Here is a 15,827-nt window from a genome sequence, read left to right as displayed (position 1 = left end):
AAATTACTTTTTATAAACTTAACTTTATTGATCATGAAAAAAAGCAAAACATTTCTTGTTTGCGCCATGTTGAGTGGCAGCGTCTTATTTTCATCATGCATCGGTTCTTTCGGATTATGGAATAGTTTGAAAGACTGGAACCAGGGGGTAAGCAACAAGTTTGTCAACGAACTTATCTTTCTCGCTTTCCATATTGTCCCTGTTTATGAAATTGCTTATCTGGCAGACGCATTGGTTTTAAATTCCATCGAATTCTGGAGCGGTTCCAACCCTACAGCTTCTATCGGTGAAGTAAAAACAGTGCAAGGAGAAAATGGCGAATACTTGGTAAAAACCAACGAAAACGGTTATACCATTACCAAAAAAGGAGAAGACAAATCTGTAGATTTGGTCTATAACAAAGAAAACAATACATGGAATGCCGTAGCCAACGGACAGAGCTTCGAACTTGTGAAAATGAACGAAGACGGAACGGCTGTTTTGAGCCTGCAAAACGGAACCTCCATGACTGTCACTCCTGATGCACAAGGTATTGCTACCGCAAGAATAGCTACAGGAAACTCCTTGTTTTTTGCTGCAAGATAATAAACACAACATCATTTAAACACAAAGAAAAGAAGTTGCCCATGCAAACAACTTCTTTTCTTCCATAAAACAATACTACTATGAAGAAGCAAATCATGCTGGGCGGCCTACTCCTATTATTAGGCTCCTGTGCTCCCCAAAACAATGAGAATGACCCGAATGCAATTGACATTGCCGCAAGTCTGGAACACCTCACAGAATTAAAGACCTCCCAATTGGGAAAACAAATCCGTTATATCCCTTTGGAAACAACAGACTCATCCCTGATTGGCAACTCCTATTCCATCAAGTTATCTAAAGACCATATCTTTGTCTCTACCAACGGACGATGCCTGTCATTCAACAAGCAAACCGGAAAATATCTTGGCAGCATCGGGCACAAAGGAGAAGATCCACAAGGCTACAGCAATGCCAACTGCTTTATTCACCCCCATACCAACCATCTCTACTTTTATCGCCAACCCGACAAGTTGGTAAAATACGATACAAAAGGTAACTATCTAGGGCAAGTACACCTACCACAAAAGATTTCCCCATCCCTTTACTTTACTTTTTCCGACTCCCTTATTCTTGCTCATTATGGAGAAGGAATAGGACAACCGCAAGCAAGTGCGTTACTTTACTTCAACGAACAGGGAGAAGTAAAAGACTCATTGCCGGAATTTGCCAATCCAGGTGATCCTATGGGCATGGACCAGATATCCAGCATCAACGTATTCAAGCAATTACCCGGCAACGCCAACATAGGAGGGTTAATATATATAAATTATCAGGATGGAACAATGACTGTTCTTCCTATAGACCAGCCTTCACTTTGGCTGAACAACGGCAGCATACATTTCAGAAAAGCGTTCAATGACACAATCTACGACATTAAAGGACACGAAGCTACTGTCCATACCACTTTCCATACCGGGCAATGGCATTTCCCGGCTGAAAAAATGGGACAAAAAGAGGATACAGACAACTACATCGTTATAACCGGTATTCTGGAAACTCCCAAACATCTCTTCTTTATATCTCTACAGGGATTATACGACAAGAGAAAACCCTTCTACGGTATTTACGACAAAGAAAAACATATTACTTATATGAATGATGCCAATGTGGGGCTGACAGATGACCTGACGCATTTCATGCCTTTCTATCCCATCACTTGTACAGAAGAAGGAGAGTATGCCGCTTTATTGGAGATAGGGAAAATAGACGAATGGATGGATAAAAATCCGGGAATTGTCCAAGAAGGAAAGCTAAGCTTTTTACAGGAAATCAATGAAGAATCCAATCCGGTTTGTGTTATAGTGGAACCTTGACAACCATAAAAGAACGCTGCTTTCCTCACGGAGAGCAGCGTTCTCTTTCTTCAACACGTTGAAGATAACAGTATGCTAAATTAGTCACGACCTCCACCCAATGCCTGATAGAGATTGATTACGCCTTGCATTTCAGTAAAACGGTTAGCAACCTGAGTTAACTCCGCATTAAGCAAAGTCTGCTGAGCCGTCAAAACTTCCAGATAAGTCGTATTCCCATGTTGCATCAGCAAAGAGGTACTTTCCAAAGCTTTATTTAATGAATTTATTTGTTTATCATAATAAACAGATTTATCACGGGCCGTCTGATATTTCACCAAAGCCTCGTTCACTTCACTTCCTGCATTCAACAAAGCCTGTTGAAAACTCAGTTTGGCTTCTTCTTGCTGAGCTTTAGCTATCTTTAGCTGTGCTATGTTCGCACCTTTATTAAACAGTGGCTGGGTCAACGAAGCTACAGCCGTTGCAATGAACTTGCCCGGATTGACAATCATACTTCCTGCTGAATTAGTCCATCCCGCACTTCCACTTAAAACAATAGAAGGATAAAAGGCGGAACGAGCCTGATTTGTGGCATAGAAAGCTGCTTCCAACGAACGCTCCGCACTGCGTACATCGGGACGGTTGGCAAGCATTTGCACAGGGATGCCTACCGGAAAATGTTCCTTCATCATATAAGAACTGTCCCATGTGCCCGTTCTCTCAATAGCATGAGGAGATTCAGCCAACAACAACGACAAACTGTTTTCTACCTGGTTAATTTGTTCTTTCAGATCAAGAACTGAAGTACATATAGTATAATATGTAGCTTCCATTTGTGAAACGGCAGCTTCATTTGCCAATCCGGCTTCCATCAGAGCACGGGTTGCATCTACGGTTTCTTTCCAGGACTTTTCAGTCCGGACAGAAATGGCCAGCTGATTGTCCAGCATCAGCAAGGTATAGTAAGTATTAGCTATACCGGCTATCAGCTGTGTCCGGACAGCCTGTTTATAGTCACGGCTCTGTTCCAGCAATGCTTTCGCCTGGCGTTTCGCATTACGGATGCGGCCGAAAATATCAATTTCCCAACTTGCCGCCACCGGTAAAGTATAAGTTTGTACAGCTTTTCCTTTGTCAAAACTACTTGCTGTCCCCTGAGGTGACAGAGCGAAAGAAGGCAGATAAGCCAATTTGGCTGACAGCATAGCAGCTTCCGCCTCTTTCACACGCCATTGTGCTGACTGCAAATCCGTATTGTTCCGCAAGCCTTGCTCTATCAATTCCTGAAGCCGCGGATCTGTAAAAATCTCCTGCCAGCTCAGATTGCCGATATTATCCACGGTATCAGCAACTGCCACCTCTTCCCCATACAAATTATCGGGCACTTCGGTTGCAGGTTTATATTGGGTATATATGCCGCAGCTACTCAGTGTGAGCGCTGCGACAGTCAGAGTGATGATCTGTTTTTTCATTTTTTCTCTTCGTTTTTGCTTTCGATGTGGTGTTGTCTCTCTTCTTTTGCTTCTACACATTCCTCTTGAATCTGCCAATCGGCCGCCGGCTGAAACTGAATAGGACGTACCTTTTCCTGTAAATATTGGAATACGATAAACAAAGAAGGTACAATAAACAGCAACGCCAGCGTACCGATCACCATTCCACCCACAGTACCTGTTCCCAGCGAACTGTTTCCATTAGCACCTACTCCACTGGCAACCATCAACGGGAACAGACCGAAAATCATAGTCAGTGCCGTCATCAGGATAGGACGCAAACGGGCTTTGGCGGCAGAAAGTGCAGCGGAAGTCAGGCTCATACCTGCCTTACGACGCTCGGTAGCGTACTCGGTCAGCAAAATGGCAGTCTTAGCAAGCAAACCTATCAACATAATCAAACCGGTCTGCAAATAAATATTGTTCTCCAGTCCCATCATCTTCGCAAACAGGAAGCTACCCATCAGCCCAAACGGAACAGACAACAACACCGCAAACGGAATGAGGAAACTTTCATAAAGTGCACTTAAAATCAGATAAATCATCAAGAAACAGATAGCAAAGATGATAATGGTAGTACCTCCCTGGTCGGTCTCTTCACGGGTAATACCACCAAAGTCGTACCCAAAACCTTTGGGAAGTGCCTGTACGGCAGTTTCCTGAACGGCACGGATGGCATCACCGGTACTATACCCTTCGGCAGGCATTGCATTTACAGCAATAGAATTGAACATATTGAAACGGCTCAGCGATTCTGCCCCATAACTGCGGGTCAATGTCACAAACTGGCTGAGAGGAGCCATCTCGCCATTAGACATACGCACAAAGATATTATTCAACGAGCTTTCATCCACACGATATTTCGGATCTGCCTGAATCATAACCTTATATACTTTAGAGAAACGATTAAAATTTGAAACATACTGCCCACCATAATAGCCGGACAATGTGCTTAGCACAGCATCCGGAGTGATACCGGCACGCTTACATTTGGACGCATCCACTTCTACCGTCCATTGCGGATAACGGATATCAAAAGTAGAGTATGCCATCGCAATCTCGGGACGTTGGTTCAGAGCACCCAGATATTGTTGAGTGGTATTGAAGAAAGTGCCCACATCACCACCTTGTTTATCCTGCATATGGAGTTCCAACGCATTACCCATACCATACCCCGGAATCATACCCGGAGAAATAGCAAATATACTGGCATCCTTGATGTCTGCCGTACGGCCATATACCTGTCCGATTACTGCCTGAACATCATTTTCCTTTCCTTCACGCTCATCCCAAGGTTTCAGTTTCAGAATCAACATACCAAAAGAGTTACCCTGTCCGGCTAGCAGACCATAACCTGCCACACGCTGCACATGCAGCACCTGAGGAATATCCATCATGCGCTTTTCAATACGCATCATTACGTCATTAGTCGTTTTCAATGAACTACCTGCCGCCGTGCTGACATTCACAAATACAACCCCCTGGTCTTCATCAGGTACCAAACTGGTTTTAGTTGTATTCATCAAGAAAGCCAATAGTACTACCGAGGCCGCAAGAAGTGTCCATACCATCCATTTGCGTTTGATAAAGAACAATACCCCTTTCTTATATCGTTCAATCATTGCATCGAAAGCAGCATTGAACGCTTTACGGAAACGTGCTGCAAAATTGTTTTTTTCCGTTCCATCCTCATTGATATACGGTTTCAAGAACAAAGCACACAGCGCCGGACTCAAAGTCAGTGCATTGACGGCAGAGATACCTACGGCAACCGCCATAGTCAAACCAAACTGAGTATAGAAAGTACCCGAAGTTCCACTCATAAACGAAACCGGAATAAACACAGCCATAAATACCAACGAAGAAGAGATGACCGCATTGCTAATCCCCTTCATCGCATCAATACTAGCCATATAAGAAGAACGATATCCCACATCAAAACGCGCCTGCACCGCCTCGACGACAACAATAGCATCATCCACCACCGTACCGATCACCAACACCAAAGCAAACAGGGTAATCAGGTTGATACTGAATCCTGCTATGGACATAAAAGCAAATGTACCAATCAAGGACACGATGATCCCCACCAACGGAATAATAGTAGAACGGATATCCTGCAAAAATACATATACAATTAAGATTACCAAAAAAATGGCCTCGAACAAGGTTTTTATCACTTCATGGATAGATGCATACAAAAAGTCATTGGAGCTCATAACCTGAACCATCTCCACCCCTTTGGGCAGATCCTTCCTTGCTTCTTCCAAAAAAACATCAATATTATTGTTTACTTCTGTCGCATTCGATCCTGCCGTCTGAAAAATCATACAGGAAATACCAGGATGACCATTCATAGCCCCATGATAGGCATAGCTTTCCTCGCCCATCTCTATATCGGCAATTTCTTTCAGCTTCAACACTTCGCCATTATCCGAAGACCGGATCACAATTTCCCCAAACTCTTCCGGAGTAATCAGACGCCCTTTATACTTCATTGTATATTGATAAGTTTCATCAGAGTTTTCTCCGAATGAACCGGTAGCCGATTCAATATTCTGTTCAGCCAACACTTGGGTCACATCCGATGGAATCAATTTATACTGGGCCATCACGTCAGGCTTCATCCAGATACGCATACTATAGTCACCCCCCATAATCATCATATCACCCACACCCTGGATACGAAGAATAGCAGGTTTCAAGTTAATACTGATATAGTTGGACAAGAATTTCTCATCATACGAATCATCCGGACTATATAGTGAGAACATCTGCAAAATACTGGTCTGCCGCTTTGAGGTAGTCACACCCACCTGCGTTACTTCTGCCGGTAACTGTCCGGTTGCCTTCGATACACGGTTCTGCACATTGACCGCTGCCATATCGGGGTCTGTCCCTTGTTTAAAATACACAGTGATATCCACAACTCCGGCATTTGAAGCGGTAGAAGTCATATAAGTCATATTTTCCACACCGTTAATCGCTTCCTCCAACGGAGCGATAACACTCTTCTGAAGAGTTTCCGCACTGGCACCAAAATAAGAGGTACTTACCTGAATGGTAGGCGGAGCAATATCAGGATATTGTTCGACGGGCAAAGTGAACAGCCCGATGATACCCACTACCACTATCGAAATAGAAATAACAGCCGACAGGATGGGGCGTTCTATAAAGGTTCTTAAATTCATAGTCTTTCTTAGTTCTGTTTTACTTTAATGGGAGTACCTTCACGCAGCAAACCTACGCCTTCCGCTACAATGATATCCCCCTCTTTCAATCCATCGTTCACGATATATTCCTGTCCTCCATTTACACGGGTCACACTGACAGGAGCTGATTGTGCCTTGCCGTCCACGACTTTATATACGTATGTAATATCCTGAATTTCAAAAGTTGTAGCCTGAGGAATAACCAAACTTCCTTTCATCGTAACCGGAAGAATCACATTTCCCGATGTTCCGCTATACAGCAACCCATTCTTATTCGGGAATACGGCACGCAGACTTGCGGTACCCGTATTACGGTCTACCACCCCACTGATGGTTTCAATGCGTCCCTTTTCGCCATACATAGACTTGTCATTCAATTGCAGTTCCACTTCCGGCATATTTTTCAACGCTTCTGCTTTGGAACCATATTGACGGGTCAGAGCCAACAATTGATTTTCAGTCATCGAAAAGTAGACATACATATCCGAATTATCAGAAACCGTAGTCAACGGTTGTGGCAAACTGGCACTAACCAATGCACCTACCCGATAAGGCAATGTACCAATCACCCCATCCGAAGGACTTTTCACCTCGGTATATGAAAGGTTATTGCGAGCACTGACTTCCTGCGCCTTAGCCTGAGCCAATCCAGCCTTAGCGGTCAGGTAAGAGTTTTCCGCAGTCTTCAGATCAAACTCTGAAACCACCTTTTTGGCAAACAATTCTTTCTTGCTGTTATAAGTCAGTTCGGCTGTGGCAAGACCGGCTTTAGCCGATTCCACATTGGCGACAGCAGTTTCCAATGCCGCCTTATAAGGCACTTGGTCAATAATAAATAAGACTTGCCCTTTACGCACTGCCTGTCCTTCCTCCACACAAAGCCGGGTAAGGAAACCGGAAACTTGCGGATAAATATCAATATCCTGGCGGCCACGGATCGTAGCCGAATAAGTAGTAGACAAAACTTTGTCCGACGGTGATACCTTTAATACCGCATATTCCGCCTCCATTTGTGCAACAGGCGCCTGTTTACACGACGCTGTCAAAGCAGCACAACCAACCAATACCATTAGTCGCATCCATTTTTTGTTCAATGTCATCATATTCCAATCTTTTAAATTCGGACGCAAAGGTAGATGGAATTTTTCAAGCCGACACATTCAATTATTAGCTACCATTGTTCAAATTCGGAATAGATTTCCTATTATAACAAAAATAATAGTTAATTTTGCATCAAAACAAGAATAAATATGGAAATATTGAGTTTACCAGAGAATGAACCGTTTATCACCGGAATAGAAGAAAATATAGATATATGCTCCAATCAGATCATGAAGTTAGCAGACGCATCTATTTTTCATTGCCGTAGCGGAAAAGCCCACATAGAAATTGATTTGCAGGCATACGAAGTGACGGAGAACACCCAACTTCTGCTTCTCCCCGGCAGTATCTTCAATTGCACCTGCGCCAGCCATGATTTTACCGTTTCCTATATTGTTTTTTCCGACACCCTTTTCAGGGAGATCACCTCACGTCTGGATCCCTCCTTCTTTCACTTTCTAAAAGAGCATCCATGCATTGTCATCCCTGAAGAACGTGTAAAACCATTCATCGGACTCAGCTTGGTCATGAAAGATCTTTATGAAGACAGGGATAATAGTTTCCGCATTCAGATCTTCAAAAATTTCATTCAAAACTTCATTCTGGACTTCTATGACAAGACCCAACACCTGTTCCTGCAAAAAAAGACCGAAGGAATAAATCGCCAGGAAGAGATATTCAAACGTTTCATCCAATTAATTCATAAACATTGCACCACCCAACGTGAGGTATCTTTCTATGCAGCCGAACTATTCATCACTCCCCGTTACCTTTCCACAATCGTACAAAACGTATCCGGCAACACAGCCAAAAGCATTATTGACCGACATGTAATTCTTGAGATTAAAGCATTACTACAATCCACATCTCTAAGTATTCAAGAGATCTCCAACCGATTATCTTTCCCTGACCAATCTTTTTTTGGCCGCTATTTCAAGAAACATACAGGCAAGTCCCCTCTTCAATACCGAAACCGGTCTTAAAACAAAAAAAGCTGCCTCCGATAAAGAAAGCAGCTTTTTTCTGTTTATATAGGATGAATCAATTATTCAGCCAATTTATTGTCTGAACCCAGCACGTTAATAATTTTGTGCTTGTACAGTTTTTCCATATTGTCACGAGCCGGACCTAAGTACTTACGCGGGTCGAATTCTGCCGGTTTTTCAGCAAAAGTCTGACGGATAGCAGCAGTCATAGCCAAACGAGAGTCTGAGTCAATGTTGATTTTGCAAACAGCAGACTTGGCAGCCTTGCGCAATTCTTCTTCAGGGATACCGATAGCAGCCTTCAATGCACCACCATACTTGTTGATTGTTTCAACTTCTTCCTGAGGAACTGATGAAGAACCATGAAGAACGATGGGGAATCCCGGAAGTTTTTCCATTACAGCATCCAATACTTCGAATGCCAAAGGAGGAGGAACCATACGACCTGTAGCAGGATCAATGTGGCACTGTTCCGGAGTAAATTTGTATGCACCGTGAGAAGTACCGATAGAGATAGCCAATGAGTCACAACCTGTACGAGTAGCAAAATCAATTACTTCTTCAGGGTCAGTATAAGTATGATGATCAGAAGAAACTTCATCTTCCACACCGGCCAATACACCCAATTCACCTTCTACAGTTACATCAAACTGATGAGCGTAGTCAACCACCTTCTTAGTCAAAGCTACGTTTTCTTCGTAAGGCAGGTGAGAACCGTCGATCATTACAGAAGAGAAACCTGAGTCGATACAGCTCTTGCAAGTTTCGAAAGTATCTCCGTGGTCAAGGTGAAGAACGATTTCAGGTTTTGCACAACCTAATTCTTTTGCATATTCTACAGCACCCTGAGCCATGTAACGCAACAAAGTAGCGTTAGCATACTGACGAGCACCTTTTGAAACCTGCAAAATAACCGGAGATTTTGTTTCTACTGCAGCTTTGATGATAGCCTGCATCTGTTCCATATTGTTGAAGTTGAATGCAGGAATTGCATATCCACCTTTGATAGCCTTAGCAAACATATCTCTAGTGTTTACCAGACCTAAATCTTTGTAATTAACCATTGTTCTAATATTTATAATTGTTAGTGAATTAAATTCCACTGCAAAAGTAATCATAAATGCGCTAACTATGGCAAGTTCACACCAAAAATATCTCATAAAAAATGATTTTATTAACTATTTTCTTCACTAAAACATACAAACTGATTATATTGTAATGTCTACCTTACAATACTATAAAAGAAGAAAATAAGGCTTTTAGAAGAAAAAACAGCCCGAAGTTTTTTCTATTTCAAAGAAAAGCAGTATCTTTGCGGTCCAAAATGGACCATTACACCCAATATTGTTTACCAGACAAGTAAAAAAAATAATAACAATAAAATAATATACAGAAATGAAAAAAGGTATTCATCCTGAAAACTATCGTCCCGTAGTATTCAAAGACATGTCAAACGGTGATGTATTTTTGTCACGTTCAACTTGTAGCACAAAAGAAACCATCGAATTCGAAGGTGAAACTTATCCGTTGGTAAAACTGGAAATTTCTAATACATCACACCCGTTCTACACTGGTAAATCCAAATTAGTAGATACAGCTGGTCGTGTAGACAAGTTCATGAGCCGCTACGGCAACCGTATGAAAAAGTAATTTGTAACTTATACATAAGTTCCAAAATAAAAGGCTGCAACCCGATAAGTTTGCAGCCTTTTATTTTATCATACATATCCACCTTTATTTCAAAGATACATCATTATACTTTCCCCCCTTCCATTCATACACTACAGGTTCTTTCCTGATGTATACAACCAATTTTTCCCGTTCCGTCTTTGCCAGATAATCCGGAGTAGTATAAGTAAAAGAAATAATAGGTTTGTCTTCTGATAAAGTGGCTTTCACCAACTCCATATCCGCCTTCTCTCTAATCGCGGCATAAGCCTCATCGGTCAGCGTATCCACCGGCAGATAAAAAGCCCCGACGGAGGGAAGCTGAATAAAATCCTCCTTCGCCAGTTGCTGCCAGTCCGTATTATAAAAACGAACTTCACTATCACAAGCCGGACCGCAAACAGTATTCACTACACAAATCACCTTTACAGAATCATTCAAGGGTAACAGTTTAATTTCCATAGAACTACTTCCGGTGGTTTGCAGAAACAAATAATCATCCGTCAGTCTTTTCAGTTCAGATACTTTGCCAAAACGATTTTTCACTTCCGCTTTCATATTGCTTGCCAGAAAATCCACACAATCCTCACGATTTACCTTTGTCAATAAAGGAGCCACCGAATCGGGCATGGCAATAAAAAGAGTTTTCATATCCTGAGCGTACAATGAAAGCCCACATAACAGCATACCTATTACAAACAATGTCTTTTTCATCACATTTTCAAATTAAAATCCTCCAAAGATACATATTTTGTCAGCTTATTCCCAACCGCATTATATTTTTTTCTATTTTTGTCGGACTGATAACCAACTAAACAGGAAATGCTATGTATTTACACAAAGAGTTAGAGACCCTGACACGACCCGAAATTGAGAAACTACAATTGGAACGACTGCAAAAGACTGTCCGCCATTGCATGAATTCCCCTTTCTATAAACAACGGTTTGCCGAAAATCATCTGAGTCCGGAAGATATCCGTTCATTGGATGATTTACAGAAAATCCCGTTTACCACCAAACAAGATCTACGTGACACTTATCCTTTCGGACTGGCGTCCGTACCTTTGGAAAAAACAGTCCGCCTTCACTCATCCAGTGGAACAACCGGAAATCCCACTGTCATTCTGCATACCCAAAAAGACCTTGACGAATGGGCTAATGCAGTGGCCCGTTGTCTTTATATGGTAGGATTACGTCCGGGAGATATTTTCCAGAACTCTTCCGGCTATGGAATGTTCACCGGCGGGCTGGGCTTTCAATATGGTGCTGAAAGGCTGGGAATGCTGACTGTACCTGCCGCTGCCGGAAACACCAAACGCCAGTTGAAATTCATCTCCGATTTCGGAACCACCGCCTTGCACGCCATTCCCAGTTACGCAGCCCGTATGTACGAGATAATGCAGGAAATGGGGATTGATCCGCGTCGTGACACCAAATTGAGAACATTGATCATAGGAGCGGAACCTCATTCCGAAGAACAACGCCGCCGCATCGAAGATATGCTGGGTGTAAAAGCCTACAACTCTTTCGGCATGTCCGAAATGTGCGGTCCCGGTGTGGCTTTTGAATGCCAGGAACAAAACGGATTGCATATATGGGAAGACTATTATATCGTAGAAATCATCGACCCCGACACATTGGAACCTGTGCCCGAGGGTGAAGTGGGCGAACTGGTACTGACCACCATCAACCGCGAGGCGATGCCGTTATTGAGATACCGTACCCGTGATCTGACCCGCATTCTGCCGGGGGAATGCCCCTGCGGCCGCCATCACAAACGTCTGGACAGAATGAAAGGGCGCAGCGACGATATGATTATCCTGAAAGGGGTCAATATCTTCCCCATTCAGATTGAAACGATTTTATTGCAATTCAAAGAATTGGGCAGTGACTATCTGATCACACTCGAAACCGCCGAATCTAATGACGAAATGACTGTAGAAGTGGAATTGAGCCAACTGTTCACCGATGACTATGGACGCCTGCAAGCATTGACCCGGGAAATTACCCGCCAACTGAAAGATGAGATATTGGTTACCCCACGTGTGAAACTGGTACCCAAAGGAGCACTGCCTAAATCGGAAGGTAAAGCAGTCCGTGTGAAAGACTTACGTAAAACCTTTTAAAAAATAAGTTTATGACTATACAACAATTATCCGTCTTCATCGAAAACAAATCGGGGACACTACAGAAAGTATTGAACTTATTGAAAGAAGCAGGCATACAGTTGATTGCCTCTACCATTGCCGATACAGTAGAGTATGGTATTTACCGTATCATCTGCTCGGAACCCAAACGCGCATACGAGACGCTGAAAGAGGCAGGAATCTCCGTGGCACTCTCCGATGTGTTCGCCATCACACTAGACAATCAGCCGGGGCGGGCGGCAGACGCCATCACCATTTTCAGTGAAGCCCAAATAGGCATTACTTATCTGTATTCCTTCCTGTTAGGAAATAAAGGCATCTTGATTTTCCGGACAGACAATCCGGACAGAGCAAGGGAAGTGATTATTCTTAATAATCTCTCTTTTGTAGCCGAAAAAGATTTATCAACACTGATTTAAAGTATTCCTTGTAGGGGCGGAGCTGCGTGTCCGCCCCCACAATTATCCTCTGCGTTTCAAGAAATCCGTAGGACTTTCTCCGAAATATTCCTTGTAACACTTGGTAAAATAAGAAGGAGATGTAAAACCTACCTCATACGTTATCTCGGATATGGTTTTCTCAGAAGAAGCCAACAAAGAAGCAGCTTTCTTTAATCTGGCAATACGCACCAGTTCATTGGGAGAATAATTGGTAAGTGCCTTAATCTTACGATAAAGCTGCACCCTGCTTAATCCCATCTTACTGCCTAATTCTTCCACACTTAACTCAGAATCTGTCAAATTTGCTTCTATCAGCTCTCTGAAGCGCTCCACAAATCCTTTATCCACCTCGCTTACAGACTCTTTAGACAAAGTAATCTTATCTCCGAAAAACTGTTTCAACCGCTTATGGTTATCAATCAGATTCCGAAGACGCACCAGTAACAATTTGGAATTAAAAGGTTTGGAAATATAAGAATCCGCTCCACATTCAAACCCCTGTATCCGCTGTTCATCCAAAGAACAGGCAGTAAGCAACATCACCGGAATATGAGAAGTCTGTAATTCCATTTTCAGCTTCCTGCAACATTCCAATCCGTCCATCACCGGCATCATCACATCACAGATAATGGCATCAGGCACATATTTCATAGCTTTCTTTAATCCGGCATGTCCGTCGGCAGCCTCTATCACCGTATATTCCTCTTTCAATAATGATTTCACATAGCCACGTACATCCGCATTATCGTCAATTATCAAGATGCATTCCTTATTCTCATCCGGAAGCCTTTCTTCTGTTTCCGTCTCCTCCAATTCCTCCACCACCGTCGGCTGTGTAGTGTGCGGTTCCTGTATCCGATCTACAGACTGCCCCTCCACTATCTCCATAGGAATATCCACCGTAAACACTGTTCCTTTTCCTTCCACACTGTCCACCGTTATCACCCCGCCGTGCAACTCGACAAAAGCCTTTGCCAAAGCAAGACCAATACCTGAGCCTGCATGGTTCACATCCATCTGATAAAAGCGGTCGAAAATATGCCGGATGTGCCGGACAGAGATTCCCGAACCGGTATCAGCAACTACCAGACGGACATATCTTCTATTTTCCTCCTTTATTAAAGTAGAAAGTGTGACAGTGATAGTTCCATTCTCCGGGGTAAACTTAAACGCATTGGACAATAAATTAAAATAGACACGTTCCATCTTTTCGGCATCCAACGCCATCAGACAGTCTGTCCGGTCATCGTTCACGTCCAGAACAAAATGGATATGCTTTCTCAAAGCCAATGTTTGAAATGCATGGCTCCATTCCTGTAATTGCGCACGCAGGTCCATATTGGTTCTCACCAACTCCAGTTTACCATTTTCATACTTACGGAAATCAAGAATCTGGTTGACCAGCCTCAACAGAATATTCACATTTTTATGTACCACTTTCAATAAGGATCGTTGCTTAGAGGTCAAGTCTTTATCCTCTAAAAGCTGTTCCACCGGATCGGCAACCAAAGTAAGCGGAGTACGGAAATCATGAGAAACATTCGTAAAGAAGACCAGCTTGGCATGAGTCGCCTCTTCCAACTGCTTGGAGAGGCTGATCAGTTGGTCGCGTTGTTCCTCCAATTGTTTCTTTTGACGGGATAACTCCATGTTCATCCGGTTCTTTGTCCAATACGCACGGACGATGATCGCCAATAAGGCAGCAAACAGTAACAGGATAATCAGACATGCATACAGAAACATGGTCTGGGCAGAGTATCTTGACCAATATTCGTCCACCTGATTATTCAGCCGTTCTATCTTTCCGTCCTGTTCGGCAATGTGGTCTGTCTGCAACTGCATGACACGGGCATTCGTTTTATCAACAAGGGCTGTTGATAACTTAGTATCCCGTTCATACGGACGCTTCTCCAAAATATCCATCGCCACCTGCATCACTTTATCTCCTCCGGTAGGGTAAATAAAAGTGGCATCCAACACCCCTTCCAGTACCTGCTCCACTCCATACCCCTTGCCAGGCAACGCATCAATACCGACAAACAACATTTCCTTTTCCAACTGTCGCTGTCTGGCCGACAAATAAGCCCCGACAGCCATGCGGTCATTTTGGGCAAAAACCAGATTTATACCCTTATTGTCTTGAAGTATGGAATCCATTTTCTCCCCAGCCACACTTTGCAGCCAGGCTCCGTCCACGCTGGCGGTAATTTCTATTCCAGGCTCTGCCTTCAAGGCATCCGCCAATCCTCTATGACGCTCCATAGCCGGAGTGGAACCTTCCAGTCCCGTTATCTCCAAAATCTTCCCTTTTCCACCCAAACGGTTCACAATATATTGTCCCACATCTTTGCCAATCTCACAATTATCAGCGCCCACAAAAGCCGTATAACGGTCCGACAAAATCTTACGGTCAATTACCACAACAGGTATTCCCAGCCCGTATGCCTTCTCCACAACAGGAGTGACAGCCGCCGCCTCATTCGGAGCGACAATCAATAAATCAACTTTCCTGTCAATAAAATAGTTGATATCTTCTATCTGATTCCGGCTATTATCTTTCGCGGTACGGATCTCCACCTCCACCCCATCATAAAACAAGGCTTCACGTACAATTTCATGATTCATTTTATGCCGCCATTCGTCATCACTACATTGTGAAACACCAATGTAATAGCGCGTATGTTTCTGACTGCACGATGTCAGAATTCCCATAAGGCATAAAATCAAAAACAAAAGATGTTTTTTCATGTTCCTCAAGGTATTTATAGATAACAAAGATAAAAGGTAACCGCTAATAAAACAAACATCTGCAAGAGAAAGTAAAAAAAGAACATCGCGAAGAACCTGATTACATCTACTTTGTATTTACAGGTTCTTCGCGATACAGCCTCAGACAATAT

Annotated in this window: 12 protein-coding genes; 6 read left to right on the top strand and 6 right to left on the bottom strand. The window is 43.1% G+C overall.

What is annotated here, in order from left to right; genetic code table 11:
- Positions 1-33: 33 nt before the first annotated feature.
- Positions 34-585: a DUF3332 domain-containing protein gene (locus BVU_RS08525; protein ID WP_011965260.1), complete on the top strand. Its 552-nt coding sequence runs from the start codon at positions 34-36 to the stop codon at positions 583-585.
- 80 nt (positions 586-665) lie between these two features.
- Positions 666-1,898 (top strand): DUF4934 domain-containing protein, encoded by a 1,233-nt coding sequence (locus BVU_RS08520; RefSeq protein ID WP_011965259.1) that lies wholly within the window; start codon positions 666-668, stop codon positions 1,896-1,898.
- A gap of 80 nt (positions 1,899-1,978) precedes the next feature.
- Here BVU_RS08520 and BVU_RS08515 read toward each other — a convergent pair whose 3' ends face one another.
- From BVU_RS08515 to BVU_RS08505, 3 genes are read right to left on the bottom strand one after another with little or no spacing between them, the layout of a single operon-like run.
- Entirely contained in the window at positions 1,979-3,352 is a 1,374-nt protein-coding gene (locus BVU_RS08515; protein ID WP_008667889.1) for a TolC family protein, read from the bottom strand.
- A complete protein-coding gene (locus BVU_RS08510) occupies positions 3,349-6,564 on the bottom strand; it encodes an efflux RND transporter permease subunit (RefSeq protein WP_011965258.1) in 3,216 nt (1,071 codons plus the stop codon). Before BVU_RS08510 ends, BVU_RS08515 begins: the two co-directional genes overlap by 4 nt.
- Positions 6,565-6,572: 8 nt before the next feature.
- Positions 6,573-7,688: an efflux RND transporter periplasmic adaptor subunit gene (locus BVU_RS08505; protein ID WP_011965257.1), complete on the bottom strand. Its 1,116-nt coding sequence runs from the start codon at positions 7,686-7,688 to the stop codon at positions 6,573-6,575.
- A 147-nt stretch (positions 7,689-7,835) separates the two neighbouring features.
- On the opposite strand from BVU_RS08505, the gene BVU_RS08500 reads away from it, so the two are divergent.
- A complete protein-coding gene (locus BVU_RS08500; protein ID WP_011965256.1) occupies positions 7,836-8,669 on the top strand; it encodes an AraC family transcriptional regulator in 834 nt (277 codons plus the stop codon).
- A 62-nt stretch (positions 8,670-8,731) separates the two neighbouring features.
- Here the strand turns inward: BVU_RS08500 and BVU_RS08495 are convergent, their stop codons facing one another.
- Positions 8,732-9,736 (bottom strand): class II fructose-bisphosphate aldolase, encoded by a 1,005-nt coding sequence (locus BVU_RS08495; RefSeq protein ID WP_005943012.1) that lies wholly within the window; start codon positions 9,734-9,736, stop codon positions 8,732-8,734.
- A 331-nt stretch (positions 9,737-10,067) separates the two neighbouring features.
- Here BVU_RS08495 and BVU_RS08490 point away from each other — a divergent pair, with 331 nt between their 5' ends.
- Positions 10,068-10,322: a type B 50S ribosomal protein L31 gene (locus tag BVU_RS08490; RefSeq protein ID WP_005838658.1), complete on the top strand. Its 255-nt coding sequence runs from the start codon at positions 10,068-10,070 to the stop codon at positions 10,320-10,322.
- A gap of 84 nt (positions 10,323-10,406) precedes the next feature.
- Here the strand turns inward: BVU_RS08490 and BVU_RS08485 are convergent, their stop codons facing one another.
- Positions 10,407-11,054, bottom strand: coding sequence for a DUF3256 family protein (locus tag BVU_RS08485; protein ID WP_011965255.1), 648 nt, complete (start codon positions 11,052-11,054; stop codon positions 10,407-10,409).
- A 113-nt stretch (positions 11,055-11,167) separates the two neighbouring features.
- On the opposite strand from BVU_RS08485, the gene BVU_RS08480 reads away from it, so the two are divergent.
- Both BVU_RS08480 and BVU_RS08475 read left to right on the top strand, forming a co-directional pair.
- Positions 11,168-12,466 carry a phenylacetate--CoA ligase family protein gene (locus BVU_RS08480; protein WP_011965254.1) on the top strand — a complete coding sequence of 433 codons (1,299 nt, stop codon included), beginning with the start codon at positions 11,168-11,170 and terminating at the stop codon, positions 12,464-12,466.
- An 11-nt stretch (positions 12,467-12,477) separates the two neighbouring features.
- Entirely contained in the window at positions 12,478-12,906 is a 429-nt protein-coding gene (locus BVU_RS08475) for an amino acid-binding protein (protein ID WP_005838664.1), read from the top strand.
- A 42-nt stretch (positions 12,907-12,948) separates the two neighbouring features.
- Here BVU_RS08475 and BVU_RS08470 read toward each other — a convergent pair whose 3' ends face one another.
- Complete coding sequence (locus BVU_RS08470) at positions 12,949-15,675, bottom strand: hybrid sensor histidine kinase/response regulator transcription factor (protein ID WP_011965253.1); 2,727 nt, start codon at positions 15,673-15,675, stop codon at positions 12,949-12,951.
- Positions 15,676-15,827: the final 152 nt, after the last annotated feature.

The organism is Phocaeicola vulgatus ATCC 8482 (assembly GCF_000012825.1).
Taxonomy (GTDB): domain Bacteria; phylum Bacteroidota; class Bacteroidia; order Bacteroidales; family Bacteroidaceae; genus Phocaeicola; species Phocaeicola vulgatus.
The sequence above is the reverse complement of the archived record's forward strand: the minus strand, read 5'-3'. Positions and strand labels throughout refer to the sequence as shown.